The sequence below is a fragment of the Mesorhizobium kamtschaticum genome (genome assembly GCF_056174585.1).
Genome location: NZ_CM149691.1, coordinates 4,505,564 through 4,526,519 on the forward strand (window position 1 = coordinate 4,505,564; position 20,956 = coordinate 4,526,519).

Here is a 20,956-nt window from a genome sequence, read left to right on the forward strand (position 1 = left end):
GGTGGCAATTTCAAGGCTTAAGAGTCCAATCGACGACTCTTCAGCCCGGCGCTTGTGCGCCTTTGCCGAGCCGCCCGAATTCCCGATGGTGCGCTTCAGCTCAAAACAGAGTGTTTTAGGAGACTTGCGCCCATGGCGTCGCCGATCATCGACTTCCTGCTGACCCGAAATTCAGCACCGATTCCGGAGCTCAAGGAGCCGGCGCCGAGCGATGCCGATATCGCAACCATGATCGCCGCCGCCACGCGCGTGCCCGATCATGGCCGGCTCGAACCCTGGCGCTTCATCCTCTATCGCGGCGATGTCCGCATCGAGATCGGCAGGAAGCTGGCGGCGCTTGCCGAACAGCGGGAAGGGCCGCTGCCCGAGGGCCGCCACAACCAGGAACTGGCGCGCTTTTCGCGCGCGCCGCTGGTGATCGGCGTGGTGTCGGTGCCGAAAGAGAATCCCAAGATCCCGCAATGGGAAATGTTCCTGTCCGGCGGCATGGCGGCGATGAACCTGATGATATCAGCCAATGCGCTGGGCTATGGCACCAACATGATCAGCAACTGGTATTCCGACGTGCCGGAGGGCAGGGCGATCCTCGGACTGGCGCCGCAGGAGCGCGTCGTCGGCTTCATCCATATCGGCTCTTATGCCGGCCCGGCGCCGGAGCGGCCACGGCCCGATCCGGCAAAGCTCTATGCCGATTACTCAGGGCCCTGGGTGGGCTAAAATGTTCTACGAGCCGTCCAAGGGGCACGGGCTGCCGCACGATCCGTCGAAGGCGATCGTGGCGCCGCGCCCGATCGGCTGGATATCGACATTGAACGGGGCAGGCGAGATCAATCTCGCACCGTACTCCTTCTTCAACGCCGTTTCGACGCGACCCTTCATCGTCTGGTTTTCCTCGGAGGGCGAGAAGGACAGCGCTTCCTTCGCCCAGGAGACCGGTGAGTTCGTCGCCAATCTGGTCGGCCGCGATCTTGCGGAGAAGATGAATTACACCTCCGTCAACGCGCCACGCGGCGTCAACGAGTTCGTCTATGCCGATCTCGCCATGGCGCCTTCGCGTCTCGTCAGGCCGCCGCGCGTGGCGGCAGCGCCCGCCGCGCTGGAATGCCGGGTGACGGAGGTCTTTCGCCCAAAGGCGCTGGACGGAACGCCGACGAGTGCCGTCGTCGTCGCCGGCGAAGTGGTCGGCGTGCACATCGACGATGCCTTTTTGAAAGACGGCCTGTTCGACATCACCAAGGCCGGCAATGTCGCGCGTCTCGGCTATATGGACTATGCCAGCGTCAGCGAGGTCTTTTCGATGCGCCGGCCACGCTGGGGTAAGGAGTAGGCTTCAGATTTGGCAAGTCACCGCGCCTTGTCGACATCGGTTCGCCGACGGGCCGTCATGACGGCCCTGATATAGCCGGGCTCGCCGATCCGGATGCTTCCATCGGGAAGGCCGAGGATGCGGTCGAGAGCGATCTCGTAGAGCCTGACGCGTTTCTCCAGGACTTCGATCGCGACCTCCATATCGGCGTCGCTGCCGCCGGTAATCGCCTTGGCGACGACGTCATGCGTGGCCAGACCGAACTGCATGACGATGTCGGCGACACCTTCCGGGTCGAAGGTCCTGAAGGTGCCGCCTTCGACGCCTTGCCGGATGATCCTGACCAGCAGGGGTGAAAACGACGCACTGGCCGCCAGGTTGATGCGATGGAAAAGCACCAGGTTTTCGGGCCGGAACATCGTCTCGAAAAGAGCCCAGGCCTCCGCCGCGGTCTCGATCTTGGCCTGTCGCGACTGGCTGAGCAGGCCATTCAGGCGGCCAAGCGGGTCGAGGCCGGGATCGTCGAGTATGCCCTGGACACCAGCCAGCGCCTGTCTCGCGAAGCGGTCAGCCAGCGCCACCAGAAGAGCGTCCTTGGACGGGAAGTAATGATAGAAGGCGCCTTTCGAGACGCCGGCAGCTGCAATGACGTCGTTGAGGCTCGCTCTGTCGTAGCCCTGCGTCAGGAACAGGGCCTGGGCATGGTCCAGAAGTTCTTCTCGCCTGAGTTCTGGATGCTTGATGACACGGGGCATGACGAACCTTCTGCACGCGACGGCTGTTCCCGTCCAGCACGGGATATCAGATAGTCCGCTTGAATTATAGACCACTGGTCGGTATGATAGACCATTGGTCTGTTTCAGCCAATGCCGCGGGGGCATACCGTGGAAGGTCGATCATGATCGCGAAAATGGTTCTTCAGACATTCATCTGGTTCGGCGTCATGGGCGCCTTGCTCTTCCTGTCAGCCGGCACGCTGCACTGGCTGGGGGCCTGGATCTATCTGGTGGGGATGGTGGGACTCAGCCTCACTCTCGGCATGGCGCTGGTGCGGCGGGACCCCGGCCTGATGAATGAGCGACTGGGTTCTCCCATCCAGAAGAATCAGACCCCTGCTGACAAGGTCCTGCTGTCCATACTTCTCATCGCCATCTTCGGCTGGCAGGTCTTCATGGGGCTGGACGTCCGTTTCGGCTGGTCAGTGGTTCCCGTCTGGGCACAGGTGGTCGGCGCGCTGGTCCTGCTGGTCGGAATCTGGATCTGCTACCTGACCATGCTGGAGAACAGTTTCGCGGCACCGGTGGTGAAGATCCAGGATGAACGCGGACAGCGCGTGATCACCACCGGGCCTTACAGTTATGTCCGCCATCCGATGTATGCCGGCACTATCCTCTTCTTCGCCGGCACGGCACTCCTGCTTGGCTCCTGGTGGGGACTGGTATTGGTGCTCGTGTTCGTGGTTCTCCTGGCCATTCGCACCTTCATCGAAGAGAAAACGCTTCGTAATGGCCTGCGCGGCTATGACGACTACGCAACCGAGGTCCGCTACCGCCTGATCCCGATGGTCTGGTAGCGGCCAGGCGAAATGGTTAGCGCCTCGCGCGGTTCGCCATCGCGGCGGATTCCTTAGCCGCGAACACGCGAATAGCGATTCCCCTTCATCCAAACACAGGTTAGAGCGGTTCGCCGTTTCACAGAAACGGCGAACCGCTCTAACTCTTTGTTTTGACGCAATTCCGGACGGAAAACCGTTCACACTTTTCCTGGAATTGCTTTAAGAGAGCGACTTCGGCGGTGCGTTGGCGCATCGACCTTGGGGATAGTGCGGGGGCACCGGCGGCATGAAGAAACGAGAACTCGCTGGGAACCCGGCTGCGCTACGGCTTCGACAAGAGCATGGCCGCCGGCCCGATCGCGCTGATCGGCTGGCTCGCTGTTGTTTCCCTGCTGATCATCATTGCCGCCGCGGCTTTCCTCGCGGTGACCCGCATCGCGCCCGAGGGCGGCGAGCCGCTGAACTTTTTCGAGGCGTTCTGGGAATCGCTGATGCGCACGCTCGATTCCGGCACGATGGGCGGTGATACCGGCTGGGCCTTCCGTCTCGTCATGCTGGTTGTCACGCTTGCCGGCATCTTCGTCGTGTCGGCTCTCATCGGCGTGCTTAGCGCCGGCGTCGACGGCAAGCTCGATGAATTGCGCAAGGGCCGGTCGCGGGTGCTGGAGACCGATCACACCATCATCCTCAACTGGTCGCCGTCGATCTTCGATGTCATCTCCGAACTCGTCATCGCCAATGCCAGCCGCCGCCGTCCGCGCATCGTCGTCATGGCCAATATGGACAAGGTCGAGATGGAGGACGAAATCGCGGCCAAGGTCGGCAAACCGGGCAATACGCGCATCATCTGCCGCAGCGGCGACCCGACCGATCTCTACGACCTGGCGATCGTCAATCCGCAGAGCTCGCGGTCGGTCGTCGTGCTGTCGCCGGACGGCGACGATCCGGATTCGCAGGTCATCAAGACAGTGCTGGCGCTGGTCAACGATCCGAACCGCCGCACCGACCCCTACAACATCGCCGCCGAGATCCGCGACGGCAAGAATGCCGAGGTTGCCCGCGTCGTCGGCGGGGCCGAGGTGCAGCTCGTGCTGGCCGACCAGCTGATCTCGCGCATCGTCGTGCATTCGAGCCGGCAATCGGGTCTCAGCGGCGTCTATTCGGAGCTGCTCGATTTCGACGGCTGCGAAATCTACACGACCGAGCAGCCTGATCTCACCGGCAAGACCTTCGGCGAAGCTGTCATGGCGTATGAGCATTGCGCGCTGATCGGGCTTTGCGACCAAAAGGGGCGCGTCAATCTCAACCCGCCGTCGGACCTGATGATCGGTGGGGATATGCGCGCCATTATCATTGCTGAGGACGATGCGGCGATCAAGTTGGGAAGCACCGGGATCAAGATCGATGCGAACGTGATCCGCGGACCCCGATCCGTCGAGGCGAAGCCGGAGCGCACGCTGATCCTCGGCTGGAACCGGCGCGGTCCGATCATCACCTACGAACTGTCGCGCTACGTCGCGCCTGGTTCGATCCTGACTATCGCCGCCGATACACCTGGTCTTGAGCAGGAAGTTGCCGGACTGTTGGTCGCTGGCAACAATCTGTCCGTTACCTGCCGCATCACCGACACGTCGAGCAGCACGGCATTGGTAAGCCTGGACGTGCCTTCCTACGACCACGTGCTCGTCCTCGGCTACAGCGAAACCATGGCAGCGCAGCCCGCCGACACGCGCACGCTGGTGACGCTGCTGCATCTGCGCAAGATCGCTGATGATGCCGGCCTGCACATCTCCATCGTCAGCGAGATGATCGACGTGCGCAACCGCGAGCTTGCGGCGGTGACCAAGGCCGATGATTTCGTCGTCAGCAACCGGCTGGTCAGCCTGATGCTGGCGCAGGCGTCGGAGAACCAGTATCTCGCCGCGATCTTCGACGATTTGCTCGACGAGAAGTGTTCTGAAATCTACATGCGCCCGGTCGCCGACTATGTCGCCATCGACCAGCCCCTGACCTTCTGGACGATCGCGGAATCGGCGCGGCTGCGTGGCGAGATCGCCATTGGGTACCGGCGCATCCGCGCCGGAGACGCCGATCAGCGGGCGCTGGGCGGTGTCACCGTCAATCCGCTGAAGTCGGAGGCGCTGGCCTATCTGCCGGAGGACCGGATCATCGTGCTGGCGCGGGATTAAGCGGAAACCCCTGCCGCCTTGGCCCGGGCCAGCAGCCGTTCGGCCAGCCGCAGATGCGGGCGGTCGAACATCTTGCCGTCGATGCCAACGACGCCGGGATTGCCCGCCGCCGCGAATGCGTCGACGATTGCCTGGGAGTGTTTCACCGCCTCGGCCGATGGTGTGAAGGCGGCGTTGATGACGGGCACCTGATCGGGGTGGATCGCCATCTTGCCGGTGAAGCCGTCGCGCTCGGCCTCAGTGCACTCAGTGGCGAAGGCCGCCATGTCGCGAAAGTTCGGGAACACGGTGTCGATCGCAGCGACCTCCGCGGCACCGGCCGCAAGGATGGTCATCAGGCGAGCATGGCGGAACACGTCGGTGTAGCGGCCGTCCTCATCGCGGGCTGTGCGCGCGCCGATCGCCGCCGAGAGGTCTTCCGCGCCCCAGGTGAGACCGGCGAGCCGCGCGCTTGCGCCGGCATAGGTCGCGGCGGCGAGCACACCCGCCGGGGTTTCGGTGACGATCGGCAGGATTTTGGTCGTGCCGTCGGCCAAGCCGTTCTCGGCCTCGCGAACCCTGAGCTTTGCCGAGAGCTGCTGCACATCCTGGCCGCTGTTCGACTTGGGCAGCATGATGCCGTCCGGCTTCACTGGAGCGAGTGCGGCAAGATCATCGTCCGTCAGCCCGGTCAAGAGGTCGTTGACCCTGATATAGATCGCCGAGCTGGTTTGCCCCTGCGCTCGGTGATGAAGCGTGCCGCAATCGCCCGCGCGGCCGCCTTGTTCTGCGGCGCCACGGAATCCTCGAGATCGACGATCACCACATCGGCGCCGGCGCCAAATCCCTTCTCCAGCTTGCGCTCGGAGTCGCCGGGAACGAACAGCAGCGAACGCATCAGGCCGTCTTCTTCAGCATCATTGCTTGCCTTGTGCATTTGGCGATGAGGTCGCCATGCTGGTTGTAGGCACGGTGCTCGAATTCGACGATGCCGCGATCGGGCTTCGATTTGGACTCGCGCACCGAGACGACTGTGGTCTCAACGCGGATCGTGTCGCCGTGGAAGACCGGGTGCGGAAACACGGTTTCCTTCATGCCGAGATTGGCGACCGTCGTGCCGACCGTGATGTCGTTGACCGAAATGCCGATCATCAGGCCGAGCGTGAACAGCGAGTTGACCAGCGGCTTGCCCCATTCGCTCTTGGCGGCGAAATCGAAGTCGATATGCAGCGGTTGCGGGTTCAGCGTCATCACCGAAAACAGCATGTTGTCGCTCTCGGTGACGGTCTTGCGCAGCGTGTGCTGGAAGACACGGCCGACGACAAACTCCTCGAGATATAGCCCGGCCATTTTCCGTCTCCTGCGCTGATTGACGGTTGATAGGCGCTGCATCCAGCGCTCGCAAGCCAGTTAATGAACATGGTGAACCGTTCGTAAACCATTTCTGCCTACCGTCCTCAGCGGGGCCGGAAACCTTCCGGCAAGGGGCGTAAGCAGACGGGCATGGTTGTTGTTTCGCATTTCCTGAAGTGGATCTACACGGCAAGAGTGTCCGAGCGCGCCGCCGCGGCCAATGCGCTGGCCCGGGCCTATGTCAATTCCGAATTGCCGTTCGAGGATCGCTGCGCCGCCGAAGCGGCATTGACGCTGCTGCTCGACGATGCCTCGTCGAAAGTGCGGCTGGCGATGGCCGAAGCGCTCTCCATGAGCCACCACGCGCCGCTGCAGATCATCAGTGCGCTGGCATCCGATCAGCCTGAAGTCGCCGGTGTCGTGCTGGCGCGCTCGCCGCTGCTCACCGATGCCGACCTGATCAACCGCGTGGCGTCGAGCCAGAAGGCAACGCAGAAGCTGATCGCCGATCGGCCTGTTGTCTCTATGGCGGTGTCGGCGGCCATTGCCGAGATCGGCGAGGCGGAAGCCTGCGCCATGCTGCTGGCCAATAGCGGCGCCGACATTGCTTCACTCAGTTTCCGCCGCATGGCCGAACGCCACGGGCATCTGCCGCTGGTGCGTGAGGCATTGATATCGGATATCAGGCTGCCTGCCGACTGCCGGCACATGCTGCTTATCAAGCTCGGCGAGACCTTGAAGACATCGCCGCTGGTCATGGCTTTGATGGGCGCCGCGCGTGCCGACCGCGTCATGCGCGACGCTTGCGTGAAGGCTTCGGTGACGCTGATCGAAGGCACGCGCCAGGAAGAACATGCGGCGCTGATCGAGCATCTCAGGCTGCGCGGCGATCTCACCGCGAGCTTCCTCATCCGCACCATTGCGCATGGCAAGGTCGATTTCTTTGGCTCTACACTGGTCGCGCTCAGCCAGCAGTCCGAGCCGCGGGTAAGGACGCTGCTGGCTGGCGGGCACGACGTGGCCTTGCAGGCGCTGTTCCGCAGCGCCGGCCTGGCCGCCGCCACGCATGCGATCATCCTGCGCGCGCTGAAAATCTGGCGGGAAGTCGCCAACGGCAAGCGCGTCGCCGGCGTGCAGGAAGTCAGCTGGCTGATGCTGAAAGAGGTGGGCGGGCAATCCGCAGAAGGCGATCTTGCCGCCCTGATCAAGTCGATCCATCTCGATGCGCTGCGCGAGAATGCGCGTGGGCACGCACTGGCGATAGCGGCAGCTTAGCCCTTATCCCTCGCGAAAAAATCCGGAAAATCCTCGATCGCGGCGGCGATAATGCGCAATGACGCCGCGATCTGCAGCACGTCGCCGGAGGCGCTTCGCTGGGCGATGGTCGCCGCATATTGGCGGGCGACGGCGACGGTTGCTGTCTGCGGATCGCCAGGGGCGCGGAAGAGCAGTTCGCGTGCCAATCCCCTTAGGAAATTGGCGATCGAAAGCGCGGTTTCGGACGGAACGGCATGCGCCTGTTGCGCCTCGCGCAGCCGCAGGATTTCCAGGCCGACTGTGACGGCGGCGACGCCGCCGCCCAGGACCGCATCGCCCTTGCTGCCGGAATTCTGCACCAGCGGCATCAGCTGGTTGACCCGATCATAGGCGAGGCTCTCGAAGGCCGAACGTCTCGGCACGCGCTCGTGCAGGCAAAGCCGGGCCAGATCCTCGCGCATGGCCCGCACGATCCGGTTTGCCGCGAGCCACGGATCGGCGGGCAGCACCAGGATGAAGACGCCGATCGCCAGCAAGATACCGACCAGCACCGACGCCGAGCCGGCGAAGAACGGGCCAGGATCGTAGGTCATCGCCTGATGCGGGCTGAGGAAAGCGAGGAAGTTGATGGCGAAGGCCGTGGCCACGCCGACATAGCGCGGATTGGCCATGCCCAGCGCCGTTGGCACCAGGATCGGCACGACAAACAGCACGAACCAGCCGAAGCCGGGCAGGGCAGGCATCGCGATCTGGCCGACGAGAAAGGCAAAGGGCAAAGCCAGCAGTGTTCCCTTGAAGAAGCCCCAGGACACCTGCACCGGATCGGGGCGAGCGGCGAAAAGGCTGGATACGACGGCAACGAGAATGACCGTGCCCGCCGCCTCGGACCATTTCGTCGTCAACCAGAAGACGGCGACCAGCAAGGTGGCAAGGGCAGCGCGCACGGCATTGCGTGATGCGCCGGGGTAGTCGCGGTGAACCACCAGGGCAGGCTGCCTGCTGCCGCGAACCGGGCGCGTGACGGGAGCGCGCAAGGCGTCGAGACCACGCAGCACCTGCTTGAAGGCCTCGGCGAAATCGGCGGCGATGGTGAGACGGGTGATGGTGCCGACCCTGTCGTCGCCCTGGTCGACCGAGGCATCGGGAATCTGCCGGGCCTTGGCCGAGATCGCGTCGAGCCGTGTCACCCAGGGGGCGGTGTCGTCCAACGCGCCCGGCTTCGCCGCCAGTTCACTGACAAGGCTATGCAATTCCGATCGCACTGGGATGAGTGCGGCGTTTTTCGGGGCGGCGTGCGAATGCAGCGCGCGTGCCGCCGACAGGGCCGAGAGCAGTTGTCCGATGGTGCGCCGGACCGGATGGGCGCGTGGCGCGAAACTCGGTGCCTCAAGTCTGGCATAGGCGCGCATCTCGCCAAGCGTCTGGGTGTCGGCGACCAGCTTTCGATGCAGGCCGGAGAGCGTTGCGGGATCGCCGCCGGAGAACGCACCGCCGGCATAGGTGGCGAGATCGAGAATGCAGCGTTTCAGCCGCGAGATGATGGCGTCGCTGGCCAGTTTTGGCAGGATCAGCCGGCTGGTCAGGCCAGCGCAGACAATGCCGAGCACGATCTCCGCACAGCGCGCGACCGCGAGGTCGACGACGAGGTGGGGTTGTCCGAAGGCCGGCAGGCCGATGATCATCGCGGTGTAGCCGGCAAGCGCCGCACCATAGGCTTCGGGATTGCGCAGCAGTGACGAGACGAAGGTACAAATGCCGATCCAGACGGCAAGCACGGTCACCAGCACCCATGGGTTGGTGCCGAACACCGTGGTGATGCCGATCGCCGCGATGCCGCCGGCCAGCGTGCCGAGCAACCGGTAAAAACCCTTAGCCAGCACCATGCCGGCGACGGGTTGGGCAACGATGAACACCGTCATCATCGCCCATTGCGGGTGGTCGAGCTTGAGGGCGTAGGCGGCCAGCAGCGCGATCAGACCGGCTGAAACAGTGCGCAGGGCGAAAATCCAGTCCGAGCGCGTCGGCTGTGTCAGCCCGGCCAAACTCGTCTCGAGATAGGTTTTCAGCCGCACCCAGGTCACATTGCTTATCTCCGCAAGTTGAGCCTGTTATGGACCGGCGAGCGACTAGATATCCAGCACTTCCGTCGCTGCGAATTCGGCGCGTTCCTGGATAAAGCGGAAGCGAGCTTCCGGCTTGGTGCCCATCAGCTCATCGACCCTGTCCTTGGTGGCTGAATCGATTTCGTTCACATCGACCCTGAGCAGCGTGCGCTTCCTCGGATCCATGGTGGTTTCCTTGAGCTGGGCTGCCATCATTTCACCCAGGCCCTTGAAACGGCCAAGCTCGACCTTGCCGCGTCCGGTGAACTCGGTGCGCAAAAGCTCGTCCTTGTGCGCATCGTCGCGGGCGTAGGCGACCTTGCCGCCTTGCCGGATCGAGTAAAGCGGCGGCACCGCCAGATAGAGATGGCCGCCACGCACCAGCCCCGGCATTTCCTGGTAGAAGAAGGTGATCAGCAGCGAAGCGATGTGAGCACCGTCGACGTCGGCGTCGGTCATGATGATCACACGGTCGTAGCGCAAATCCTCATCGCGATACTTTGAGCGCGTGCCGCAGCCGAGCGCCTGGATCAGGTCCGATATCTGCTGGTTGGCGGCCAGCTTGTCATTGCCGGCACTGGCGACGTTGAGGATCTTGCCGCGCAGCGGCAACACGGCCTGGCTGGCGCGGTCGCGCGCCTGCTGGCCGAGCCGCCGGCCGAGTCGCCTTCGACGATGAAGAGTTCGGCGCCGGCGGCGGCGTTCTGCGTGCAATCGGCGAGCTTGCCCGGCAGGCGCAGCTTGCGCACCGCGCTCTTGCGCGACACTTCCTTTTCCTGGCGCCGGCGCACCCGCTCGTCGGCGCGCGCAATCACCCATTCAAGCAGCTTCGAGGCTTCCTGCGGATTGTCGGCCAGCCAATGGTCGAACGGATCGCGGATCGCGGTCTCGACAATGCGAATGGCCTCGATCGTCGCCAGCCTGTCCTTGGTCTGGCCGACGAATTCCGGCTCGCGGATGAACACCGACAGCATGCCTGCCGCCGAGATCATGACGTCTTCCGAGGTGACGATCGAGGCGCGCTTGTTGCCGACGAGATCGGCATAGGCGCGAAGCCCGCGCGTCAGCACGTTGCGGAAGCCGGCCTCGTGGGTGCCGCCTTCACCGGTCGGGATGGTGTTGCAGTAGGAATTGATGAAGCCGTCGCCGCCGAACCAGGTCACCGCCCATTCGAGCGAGCCATGGCCGCCTTGCTTCTCGCTCTTGCCGGCGAAGATTTCGCGCGTCACCTGGAAGTCGTCGCCGAGCGACGCCTTGAGATAATCCTTGAGGCCGCCGGGAAAATGGAATTCCGCCTTCGCCGGCGTCTGGTCCTTTTCCTTGATCAGCGAGGGATCGCAGGTCCAGCGGATCTCGACGCCGCCGAACAGATAGGCTTTCGAGCGCGTCATACGGTATAGCCGAGCCGGTTCGAAGGCCGCGCCCTTGCCGAAAATCTGCTCGTCGGGATGGAAGCGGATTTTTGTTCCGCGCCGGTTGTGGACCTCGCCGAGGTGCTCCAGGCCGGTCACCGGAACGCCGCGCGAAAAGCGCTGGCGATAGAGCTGGCGGCCACGTGCGACCTCGACCTCGAGATGATCCGACAGCGCATTGACCACCGACACGCCGACGCCATGCAAGCCGCCCGAGGTCTCGTAGACCTTGGAGTCGAACTTGCCGCCCGAATGCAGCGTCGTCATAATGACTTCGAGCGCCGGCTTCTTGAATTTCGGATGCGGGTCGACCGGAATGCCGCGGCCATTGTCGGTGACTGCCAGATAGCCGTCGGCCGACAGCTCGACATCGATGAAGGTGGCATGGCCGGCGACAGCCTCGTCCATCGAATTGTCGATGACCTCGGCGAACAGATGGTGCATCGCCTTGTCGTCGGTGCCGCCGATATACATGCCCGGCCGGCGGCGCACCGGCTCCAGGCCTTCGAGCACCTCGATGTCGGCGGCGCTATAGCCCTCGCTGCCATCCTTGGTCGCGGCCGGACGTTTGGCTGCCTGCACCAGCGGGTCAGCCTGGCGCGCGGGTGTGCGAACCGGCTGTGGCTGCTTGTCCATATTGCCGAAGAGATCGTTGTTGTCGTCCATGCCTGCCATCGGGTCCGATGCTGCGAATCACCTGTCGATACTGCCACGCTTTGCGGCGCCAAGCGACGGAGGTTCCTGTTACGTTCGGGATTTGACCCGTCTTATCCTAAAACCATTCGATAACCAAGCGGGCGGAAATAGGTCGAATGCCACCGCACAAGATTCCTGATTCTTTAACAATGCGGCCTAGCGTGAGCCCAACATAATAAGAAACTGCGGGCATCAGGGGTTTTCGGCGTGAGGGGCAAGGCCATAACGATGATCGGCATCGCCGCCGTTTTCGGCGCGATCTCGATCTTTGCCGCGGATTTCTGGGTCAAAAGCCAGGCCAAGCCCGATGCCGAGGAGAAGACGGCGTCGATCGCCGCTCCGGCACCGCCCAGGATCGAGTTCAAGACCATCGTGGTGGCGAACGCGCCGCTGCGCTACGGCATGGAACTCGACCGCGCCAAGCTGATCGAAATCCCGTGGCCGCAGGATTCGCTGCCGCAAGGGGCATTTCCCACCATCGACGGGTTGCTTGGCGAAGGCAGTCGCGTGGTGCTGTCGCCGATCGAGGTCAACGAACCGGTGCTGCTGACCAAGCTGTCGGGTCCGAACGGCCGCGCGACGCTCTCCAACATGATGACGCCCGGAATGCGGGCGGTCACCATCCGCACCGACGAGATCGCCGGTGTCGGCGGCTTTGTGACGCCGGGCGACCGCGTCGATGTCGTGCTGACGCGGGATGCCGGCGAAATCCAGGAAGTCGCCAAGAACGCGCAAGGCGCCGCCGGTTCGACCATCACTTCCGAGATCGTTGTTGCCGATGCCAAGGTGCTGAGTGTCGGCCAGGGCGCCGACGAGCGCCAGACGACGCCGCAGGTGACCAATTCCGTGACCATCGAGGTGACGACCGAAGGCGCGCAGAAAGTGGCGCTTGCCCGCACCGTCGGCACGCTGTCGCTGTCGCTGCGCTCCGCCAGCGAAGGCGGCGACGGCCAGAACGGCGTCACCACCATCTCTTCCTTCGGCGGATCGGTGGCGGCCAAGGCTCAGGCAGCGGCCGGCTCGCTGTTCGATGCTATGACCAAGGAGCCGGAGAAGCCGAAATTCAAGACGGTCATCGTGACGCGCGGCACGAAGGCCGAGGAATATCAGGTTCCCGCGCGGGATCAGAACCAGAAGTAAAGGCCGGTGGGGACCGGACGGGACAGGGCAATGTTGATGCGTACCCTATATCGAATGACGGGCCGGTCGCGCTTCGTGCGCACCCTGGCGATGGCGGTTGCACTGGTTGCGAGCGGCATGCTCGCTCTGCCCGGCGCGGCCAAGGCGGACAATGACATCGTCTATGTCTCGTCGACCAAGAATGCGTCGATCAAGGTCGCCAAGGGCAAGCCCAAGACGATCATAACGAGCGCCGCCTTCTACCAGATCGTCATCGGCGATCCGGAGATCGCCAACGTCAATCCACTGACCGACAAATCCTTTTATGTGCTCGGCAACAATCTCGGCACCACCGGCATTGCGCTGTTCGACGAGAAAAAGCAGCTTGTCGGCACGGTGGATATCGAGGTGACGCTCGACACCGACCAACTGGCCAGCACCATTCGCGCCAGCGTGCCGGACGCCAAGATCAAGGTCGGCTCGGCCAATGGCCGTGTGGTGCTGTCGGGCGAGGCCGATGACGCGGTCGCCGCTGAAAAGGCAAACAAGATCGCGACCCGCTTTTCCGGCAACGAGGAGGTGATCAACTCGGTCAACATCTCGTCGTCGCAGCAGGTCCAGCTCAATGTCCGCTTTGTCGAGATCAACCGGCAGGCAGGTCAGGATCTCGGTGCAAAATACAGCGCCAATTTTGCCTACGGCATCGGTGGGCGCAGTGTCGTGCTGAACCCGGATGGGGCGTCGGTGCCGACGGCCGGTACTGGTGAGATCATCGGCAGCCTGCTGTCGAACGGCGTGTCCGTCGATATCGCCGTCAAAGCACTGGAGGAGCGCGGCCTTGCCCGTATGCTAGCCGAGCCCAACCTGATCGCGCGCTCCGGACAGACCGCGAGCTTCCTCGCCGGCGGTGAATTTCCGATCCCGGTTTCAGAGGACAATGGCAAGATCTCCGTCACCTACAAGAAATACGGCGTCAGCCTGGACTTCACGCCGACCGTGCTCAAGGACGGGCTGGTCAGCCTCGACATCGCGCCGGAAGTCTCTTCGATCGACGCGTCGGCGTCCTACAACATCGGCAACATCTCGGTGCCGGGCTTCACGGTTCGCCGTGCCAAGACCTCGGTCGACCTGAAGAACGGCCAGAGCTTCATGATCGCAGGGCTGCTGCAGTCGCAAAACGACATCACCACCTCGCGCATTCCCGGCCTGGGCAAGATGCCCGTCCTTGGGTCGCTGTTCTCGTCGAAATCGTACCAGCGGCGCGAGACCGATCTGGTCATCCTCGTCACGCCCTATCTGGTCAAGCCGGTCGATCCGTCGAAGAAAATGGCCGAGCCGACAGATGGTTCGCAGCCGGCCAGCAATGTCGACTATTTCCTCAACAACACCGAGGAAGTGAAGACGTCGGACACCGGTCGCGCGCTGGCGATGGCCGATGGCAGCGCCGCACGGACCGCCCCCGCCACCACGGTCGGGCACTTCCTCGACCTGCCGAAGGACTGAAGCCATGCGACTGGTCCTGAAATCGAGCATCGCCTTGCTTCTTGCCGGTCTGGCCGGCGGCTGCACCAGCGACGATTACACACGCAGCGAAGGGGTGACGACCGGCCCCGGCAACGCGCAGGCCGCCAACACCGTCATGCAGATGGTCGATCCGTGGAAATACGGCGTCCAGAATACGAGGCTTCTCGTACCTGCCAAGCGCGGCGACGCCGGACCTGTCACGCCCGACCAGGCCGCCGCTTCGAAGGCATCTCAGGCGACCACGGGCAACTGACCCCAAGGGGCGATCAAGCCCACAGGCTGACAAAAAATGGCTAACGGCATCAAGACCAAGAAGATCCTGCTCGTATCGACGGACAGGACCTTCGTGCAGGACACGCGGACCGCATTCGCCGCCTCCGAGATCATCCAGCTCTCGGCGGTGGAGAAGAGTGTCACGGAGTTGCGTGGCGAGATCCAGGAGACCGACTTCGGCGCCATCATCGTCGACATGGACGCGGCGAGGCTGGAGGAGGTCGAGTCGCTGCAGCGCATCATGCGCCGGCTGGAGGGCAAGGCGCCCGTGGTCGTGGTCACCCAGGAGTTCAACGCCGCCGCCGTGCGCATCCTGGTGCAGCTCAAAGTCGCGGACTTCATGGTCAAGCCGATCACCACGGCCGATCTGGTGCGCTCGGTCGTGCGCGCCCTGCAAGGACCGGGGCGTGAGGAAAACACCGAGTCGCAGATCTATACCTTCATGCCGGCCGCCGGCGGCGTCGGCACCACGACGCTGGCGCTGCAGACCGCCTTCCAGCTGCATCACTCGGTGACGCGGGGCGCATCGACCTGCGTGGTCGACCTCAATTTCCAGCAGGGCGCCTGTGCCGAATATCTCGACCTCGAGCCGCGTTTCGACATCACCGAGATCGAGAATCAACCCGAACGTCTCGACCGGCAATTGCTCGACGTGATGCTGTCCAAGCATGCCAGCGGCCTTTGCGTGCTGGCAGCACCAACGCATCCCTCGGAGATGCGCTCGTTCAAGACCGATGTCGTGGTGCGCATGCTGGACCTCGTCTCGGCCTATTTCGACAATGTCGTCATCGACATGCCGCGCACCTGGTTTCCCTGGACGGAGACCGTGCTGCTTGGCTCCAACAAGCTCTATATCGTCGCCGAAATGACGGTGCCGTGCCTGCGCCACACGCAGAGGCTGATCCAGGCGGTCTATGAGACCGCCGGCAAGGAAGTGAAGCCGAACGTCATCGTCAACCGTTTCGAGCAGAAGATGTTCGACAACGGCATCAAGCAGGCGGACGTCCAGGAGATTCTCGGCGAACATTTCGTCGGCGGCATCGCCAACAATTATCGCCTAGTGCGCGAGGCGGTCGATCGCGGCGTACCGCTGCACGAGATCGACCCGAACGCCAATGTCATCAACGACCTGAAGAAGATCATCCTTCCGGAAGAGGCGGTCGCGACCGGGGTCAAGTCGAAGTCGCTGTTCAGCTTCGGCAAGGGTCTGCTGAAGAGGAAGGCCGGATGACCAGTCGTTTTTCCACCCTGCAGAACCGCGACGCGCGCCCGCTCCGTCCGGCCGACTCGACCCCGGTCGCGCATCATGCGGTCGTCATCCCGACCAACCGAAAGGCTTTGGCGGCAAAGCCGGACACCGCACCGGCAAAGAGCGCCAACAAGGTGCTCGATGCGCGCGTGCGCATCCACCGGATGCTGCTTGAAGAAATCAATCTCGTTGCGCTGGAGCGTTTGCCCAAGGAGGAGATGCGCCGGCAAGTCCATGATTTCGTTTCGGAAAAAACCCGCCAGGAGCGGATGGCGATCAACACCGTCGAACTCGAAGCGCTGGTCGACGACATCGTCGACGAGATGGTCGGTCTCGGTCCGCTTGAGCCGTTGCTCAAGGATCCCGACATCAACGATATCCTGATCAACGGCCATGAGAACTGCTTCATCGAAAAGAAGGGCAAGCTGCAGAAGGTCCATATCCCGTTCAAGGATGAGGCGCATCTGCTCAGAATCGTCAACAAGATCGTCGCCGCCGTCGGCCGCCGGGTCGACGAATCGCAGCCGATGGTCGATGCGCGCATGCTGGACGGCTCGCGCTTCAACGCGGCCATCCGCCCGGTCGCCGTCGACGGGCCGCTGGTGTCGATCCGCAAATTCTCCAAGAACAAGCTCGGCCTCCACAAGCTGGTCGAATTCGGCGCCATCACCCAGAACATGGCCGAAGTGCTGGCGGCGGCCGTGCATGCCCGCAAGACGACGATCATCTCGGGCGGCACCGGCACCGGCAAGACGACGATGCTCAACGCGCTGTCGGCCTTCATTCCCGAAGACGAGCGCTTGATCACCATCGAGGACGCGGCCGAACTGCAGCTGCAGCAGCCGCATGTAGCGCGCATGGAGACGCGCCCCGCCAACATCGAGGGCCATGGCGAACTGAAGCAGCGCGATCTCGTCAAGAACGCGCTGCGCATGCGCCCCGACCGCGTCATCCTCGGCGAGTGCCGCGGCGAAGAGGCTTTCGACATGCTGCAGGCGATGAACACCGGCCATGAAGGGTCGATGGCGACCATCCACGCCAACACACCGCGCGACGCCATTTCGCGCCTCGAACAGATGCTGGGCATGACCGGCATGCCGATGACGGTGCAGTCGATCCGCAGCCAGATCGCCAGCGCCATCGACATCATCGTCCAGCTGACCCGGCTTTCCGACGGCAAGCGCAAGGTGACAAGCGTTGCCGAGGTGACCGGCATGGAAGGCGATGTCATCCAGATGCAGGAGATCTTCCGCTTCGTGCGCACCGGCATGGATGCCGATGGCGGCATTCTCGGCTATTTCGAGGCGACCGGCATCCGGCCGCGCTTCCTGGAAGATCTGCGCGCCATGGGCATCGAGTTTCCCGGACGCTATTTCGAACCCGGCCGGCCGCAGGAGTAACCAGGTGTTCGACGGGCTGAGCGCAATCTATGTCGTCTATGCCGGAGCAGCACTCACCGGCATCATGATCGCCGAGGCCTGCTATCTCCTCTATGCAGGCCGCAGCGACAAGCGCACCGCCATCAACCGGCGCATGAAGCTGCAGGAAAACAAGATCAGCCAGGAACAGGTGCTGATCCAGCTGCGCAAGGAGCGCGGGCTCGACGCAGGCACCTCGCTGTTCTCACCGGACCGGTTCCGTGCGCTGCGCACGCAGTCGGGCATGATCATGCCGCTGCCGAAATTCCTGATGATCACCTCTGGCGTGGCGATGGGCATGACCCTGGTCGCCATCTGGTATGGCTTGCCGCTGCTGATGGGGCTTCTGCTGTTCGTCGTGCTGATGCCGCTGGTGCCGGTGATGGTGATGCGCTTCAAGCGCAAGCGCCGGCTCAAGCGCTTTGGCATGCAACTGCCCGAGGCATTGGAGCTGATCACGCGCGGCCTCAAGGCCGGTCACCCGGTGCCGGTGGCCATCGCCATGGTGTCGCGCGAGATGCCCGATCCGATCGGCACCGAATTCGGCGTCATCGCCGATGAGGTGACCTATGGTTCCGATCTGGTCTCGGCGTTGAACTCACTGTTCGACAGGGTCGGTCATGAGGATCTGCCGCTGTTCATCACCGCCGTCTCGATCCAGTCCAGTTCGGGTGGCAATCTGCGCGAGATCCTCGACGGCCTGGCGCTGACGATACGCGAGCGCGGCAAGCTGCGCCGCAAGGTGCGCGCCATCTCGACCGAAGGCCGCATGTCGGCCTACATCCTGACGGCGATACCGGCGCTGCTGTTTGCCGCCATCATGGCGCTGATGCCGGGCTTCTACCGCGATGTCTGGGACGAGCCGAAGACCTGGTATTTGATCGGTGGGTCGATCACCTGGCTGATGCTGGGCAATCTGATGATGTTCAAAATGTCGAATTTCAGGTTCTGACATGCAGGGCTTCATCGAGTTTCTCGCCTCGCTTGCCCCGACCTCCCTGATGCCGGTGGCCATCCTGCTTTTGGCCCTGGGCTCCATCGCGGTCGCCTGGCCTATGGTGACGGCGAAGGGCGACCGCAACGACGTGAAGCGCCGGCTCAAGGTCGACCATGGTGCCGTGGCCGCGAAAGCCGAGCCGCTGCAGAAGAAGAACGCAAATGTCGTGCGCGAGAAGGCGGTGAAGCGGGCGCAGGAATTCTACGCCAAGAGCGATCCGGAAAATGTCGCCCGGTTGCGCATGAAGCTGATCCAGGCCGGCTATATGGAGCCGCGTGCCGTTGGCACCTTCTTCATCATCCGCTTCTCGGCGCTGGTCGGCGGCGCGATCGGCGCCTTTGTCCTCAACCAGTGGCTGGCCAGTGCCGAAGCGACGATGACCAGCCGCTGGGCGTTCGTCATCCTGTCGGGCGTGGCCGGCTATTTCCTGCCCGGCCTGGTGCTGACCCAGAAGGTGCGGGAGAAGATGCGCGAATACCGCAACGGCTTTCCCGATTTCATGGATCTGATGATCGTCTGCTCGGATGCCGGCATGAGCATGGAGGCCGGCATCGAGCGCGTTTCGAAGGAACTCGCCAAGACCTATCCCGCGCTCAGCCAGAACCTGCAGCTGGTGTCGCTGGAACTGCGGGCCGGGCGCAGCCTAGACGACGCGCTGAAGGCGCTCGCCGACCGCCTCAGCCTGGACGAGGTCCGCTCCTTCGCCACGCTGTTGCAGCAGTCGAAGGAACTCGGCACCAGCCTGTCGGGCGCGCTGCGCGTCTTCTCCGACGAAATGCGCCACAAGCGCATGTCGCTGGCCGAGGAAAAGGCGCACGCCCTGCCGGCCAAGATGTCGATACCGGTGACGGTGTGTATCCTGCCGGTGGTGCTGATGATCGCGGTCATTCCGATCATCGTCAAAATGACGGGTCACCACTAGCGGCGCCTAGGTCGCGACGTGTCTGGAATAGTGCCTACTCCGAAGGATCAAAGTGCACTGGACTGCACCCCGAGGGTGAGACACGGTAATTTCTGTGACAGGTTGTTTTCATTTAGAGTTTAGGGCTAGCGCGAAGTTGGCTTCGAATTCAAGCGGCGGGCAGTAACCGAGGGCGGAGTGGAGGCGCTCGGTGTTGTAAATGGTGTCGATGAAGACGCTGATGAAACGTCTTGCGTGCTCGATGTTCTTGAAGCGGCGTCCGTCGACTTCTTCGGTCTTGAGGGTCTTCATGAAACTCTCGGCTTTGGCATTGTCATAGGGATTGCCGGGCCTGCTCATGCTGACGGTGATGTCGTGGCCAGCGAGGCGCTGGCGATAATCGGTCGAAGCATATTGCACGCCACGATCAGAATGATGAATGAGGCTGGCGGGTCTGGGCTTGCGATCGGCAAGTGCGTGCTCCAACGCTGCCACGGCAAGGGAGGCATCGAGGTTGGGAGCCAGCGCCCAGCCCACGACCTTGCGCGAGAAGCCGTCGAGAATGACGGCGAGATAGGCGAAGGCCTCGCGCAGGCGAATATAAGTGATATCCGCCACCCAGATCTGGTCCGGCCCCGAAGGCACCAGGCCACGCAACAGATTGGGCACAATGAGAAAGCCATGGCGGCTGTCCGAAGTGGGTGGCGCAAAAGGCTTGCGGCGCATCGCGATCAGGTTGTCCTCGCGCATAAGCCGCTGAACCCGCTTGGCATTTACAACCATGCCTGAACGCCTGAGCACGGCCGTGATACGGCGGTAGCCATAGAACCGGTGGCGCAGGCTGAGTAATTGGATATGGCTCGTCAGTTCTACATCGGCTTCGCGCGGGGCACGGGCCTCGAAGCGGCGATAATAACTCGCCCGGGACACGCCGGCGAGTTTGCACAGATGCTGAACGTCAACTTTGCCGGCGTCAGATGCCGTCATGGCTTCGATGACTTCCGTGAGACGGGCGCGATTGAGCCTTGCCGATCCGCCGCGTCCAAGGCGCGCAAGGCTTTGTGAAAAAAATCGATATCGAGCGCCTGTTGTCCGATCTTGCGTTCAAGCTCGGCGATCTTCACGCGCGCCTTGGCCAGTTCGCCGCTGCTGCCTTTTGCCGCCGGTTCAGCCAACGGGCGTAACTTACGCCGACCGGGTTTGGGACCGCGCTTACGGTTCAATCCCGCAGGCCCATGCAGCTCCCACGCCTTGCGCCAGTCATGCAGAAGTTTGCGTGAAACGCCGAGTTCGCGGGCCAAAGGCAACACGGCCTCGCCCGCCTCAAGCCGCTTGATCGCCGCTAACTTAAATGCCGTCGGAAACGTTCTGAACGTCATTCTGTCTGTCATAGGTCATCCTCCAGGATAACCTGTCACAGAAATTACCGTGTCTCACCCTCGGGGTGCAGTCCAGCACTGTCACCGTAATTCGCTCGGCAATTTACTGGGAAGGTGAAATTTGCGGGATAGGGTCAGATACATTGTCATGGGGGTTGTGGGGGCAGTTTTTGTAATAGCCTTTGCTATAAGCGGTGCCGTTGACACCGATCTTGTGGGCTATCCACGGTTTCCTAATCCAGAGACA

Annotated in this window: 17 protein-coding genes and 2 pseudogenes; 12 read left to right on the top strand and 7 right to left on the bottom strand. The window is 62.9% G+C overall.

Annotation, left to right across the window (positions count from 1 at the left end):
* The first annotated feature begins 132 nt into the window (after nt 1-132).
* Nucleotides 133-717 (top strand): nitroreductase family protein, encoded by a 585-nt coding sequence (locus AC0V7N_RS22310; protein WP_475450532.1) that lies wholly within the window; start codon nt 133-135, stop codon nt 715-717.
* A 1-nt stretch (nt 718) separates the two neighbouring features.
* On the top strand, nt 719-1,327 hold the full coding sequence (locus AC0V7N_RS22315) for a flavin reductase (protein ID WP_496627261.1): 609 nt from the start codon (nt 719-721) through the stop codon (nt 1,325-1,327).
* A gap of 17 nt (nt 1,328-1,344) precedes the next feature.
* Here AC0V7N_RS22315 and AC0V7N_RS22320 read toward each other — a convergent pair whose 3' ends face one another.
* Nucleotides 1,345-2,061 carry a TetR/AcrR family transcriptional regulator gene (locus tag AC0V7N_RS22320; RefSeq protein WP_475450534.1) on the bottom strand — a complete coding sequence of 239 codons (717 nt, stop codon included), beginning with the start codon at nt 2,059-2,061 and terminating at the stop codon, nt 1,345-1,347.
* A gap of 143 nt (nt 2,062-2,204) precedes the next feature.
* Here AC0V7N_RS22320 and AC0V7N_RS22325 point away from each other — a divergent pair, with 143 nt between their 5' ends.
* Nucleotides 2,205-2,879, top strand: a complete 675-nt coding sequence (locus AC0V7N_RS22325) for a methyltransferase family protein (protein WP_475450535.1) — start codon at nt 2,205-2,207, stop codon at nt 2,877-2,879.
* Nucleotides 2,880-3,202: 323 nt separating this feature from the next.
* A complete protein-coding gene (locus AC0V7N_RS22330) occupies nt 3,203-5,050 on the top strand; it encodes a CASTOR/POLLUX-related putative ion channel (protein WP_496627262.1) in 1,848 nt (615 codons plus the stop codon).
* Here AC0V7N_RS22330 and AC0V7N_RS22335 read toward each other — a convergent pair.
* Nucleotides 5,047-5,927, bottom strand: a pseudogene (locus tag AC0V7N_RS22335) (HpcH/HpaI aldolase/citrate lyase family protein). The gene AC0V7N_RS22330 and the pseudogene AC0V7N_RS22335 sit on opposite strands and share 4 nt — an antisense overlap.
* The gene (locus AC0V7N_RS22340) at nt 5,927-6,379 is read right to left on the bottom strand and encodes a MaoC family dehydratase (protein WP_475450538.1); all 453 of its coding nucleotides are present in this window, start codon (nt 6,377-6,379) and stop codon (nt 5,927-5,929) included. Before AC0V7N_RS22340 ends, AC0V7N_RS22335 begins: the two are co-directional and overlap by 1 nt.
* Before the next feature lie 153 nt (nt 6,380-6,532).
* On the opposite strand from AC0V7N_RS22340, the gene AC0V7N_RS22345 reads away from it, so the two are divergent.
* Complete coding sequence (locus tag AC0V7N_RS22345) at nt 6,533-7,657, top strand: DUF2336 domain-containing protein (RefSeq protein ID WP_496627263.1); 1,125 nt, start codon at nt 6,533-6,535, stop codon at nt 7,655-7,657.
* Here the strand turns inward: AC0V7N_RS22345 and AC0V7N_RS22350 are convergent.
* Both AC0V7N_RS22350 and parE read right to left on the bottom strand, forming a co-directional pair.
* Nucleotides 7,654-9,720 carry an FUSC family protein gene (locus AC0V7N_RS22350; RefSeq protein WP_496627264.1) on the bottom strand — a complete coding sequence of 689 codons (2,067 nt, stop codon included), beginning with the start codon at nt 9,718-9,720 and terminating at the stop codon, nt 7,654-7,656. The genes AC0V7N_RS22345 and AC0V7N_RS22350 overlap by 4 nt on opposite strands.
* Before the next feature lie 45 nt (nt 9,721-9,765).
* Nucleotides 9,766-11,819: pseudogene (gene parE, locus AC0V7N_RS22355) on the bottom strand (DNA topoisomerase IV subunit B).
* Between the two features lie 237 nt (nt 11,820-12,056).
* On the opposite strand from parE, the gene cpaB reads away from it, so the two are divergent.
* Genes cpaB through AC0V7N_RS22390 form a run of 7 tightly spaced genes read left to right on the top strand, consistent with a single transcriptional unit; the run spans nt 12,057 to nt 19,351 of the window.
* Entirely contained in the window at nt 12,057-12,989 is a 933-nt protein-coding gene (cpaB, locus tag AC0V7N_RS22360) for a Flp pilus assembly protein CpaB (RefSeq protein ID WP_475450541.1), read from the top strand.
* Nucleotides 12,990-13,019: 30 nt separating this feature from the next.
* Entirely contained in the window at nt 13,020-14,471 is a 1,452-nt protein-coding gene (locus AC0V7N_RS22365) for a type II and III secretion system protein family protein (RefSeq protein ID WP_475450542.1), read from the top strand.
* 4 nt (nt 14,472-14,475) lie between these two features.
* Nucleotides 14,476-14,745 carry a hypothetical protein gene (locus tag AC0V7N_RS22370; RefSeq protein WP_027045917.1) on the top strand — a complete coding sequence of 90 codons (270 nt, stop codon included), beginning with the start codon at nt 14,476-14,478 and terminating at the stop codon, nt 14,743-14,745.
* 36 nt (nt 14,746-14,781) lie between these two features.
* Nucleotides 14,782-15,996 carry a CpaE/TadZ family protein gene (locus AC0V7N_RS22375; RefSeq protein WP_475450543.1) on the top strand — a complete coding sequence of 405 codons (1,215 nt, stop codon included), beginning with the start codon at nt 14,782-14,784 and terminating at the stop codon, nt 15,994-15,996.
* Entirely contained in the window at nt 15,993-17,414 is a 1,422-nt protein-coding gene (locus AC0V7N_RS22380) for a TadA family conjugal transfer-associated ATPase (protein WP_475450544.1), read from the top strand. The genes AC0V7N_RS22375 and AC0V7N_RS22380 overlap by 4 nt, the downstream gene beginning before the upstream one ends.
* Before the next feature lie 4 nt (nt 17,415-17,418).
* Nucleotides 17,419-18,384: a type II secretion system F family protein gene (locus AC0V7N_RS22385; protein ID WP_475450545.1), complete on the top strand. Its 966-nt coding sequence runs from the start codon at nt 17,419-17,421 to the stop codon at nt 18,382-18,384.
* 1 nt (nt 18,385) lies between these two features.
* Nucleotides 18,386-19,351 (top strand): type II secretion system F family protein, encoded by a 966-nt coding sequence (locus AC0V7N_RS22390; RefSeq protein ID WP_496627265.1) that lies wholly within the window; start codon nt 18,386-18,388, stop codon nt 19,349-19,351.
* 108 nt (nt 19,352-19,459) lie between these two features.
* Here the strand turns inward: AC0V7N_RS22390 and AC0V7N_RS22395 are convergent, their stop codons facing one another.
* Together AC0V7N_RS22395 and AC0V7N_RS22400 are read right to left on the bottom strand one after the other, a co-directional pair.
* Nucleotides 19,460-20,317 (bottom strand): IS3 family transposase, encoded by an 858-nt coding sequence (locus AC0V7N_RS22395; RefSeq protein ID WP_475450547.1) that lies wholly within the window; start codon nt 20,315-20,317, stop codon nt 19,460-19,462.
* Nucleotides 20,314-20,721 carry a transposase gene (locus tag AC0V7N_RS22400; RefSeq protein ID WP_475450548.1) on the bottom strand — a complete coding sequence of 136 codons (408 nt, stop codon included), beginning with the start codon at nt 20,719-20,721 and terminating at the stop codon, nt 20,314-20,316. The genes AC0V7N_RS22395 and AC0V7N_RS22400 overlap by 4 nt, the downstream gene beginning before the upstream one ends.
* Between the last annotated feature and the right edge of the window lie 235 nt (nt 20,722-20,956).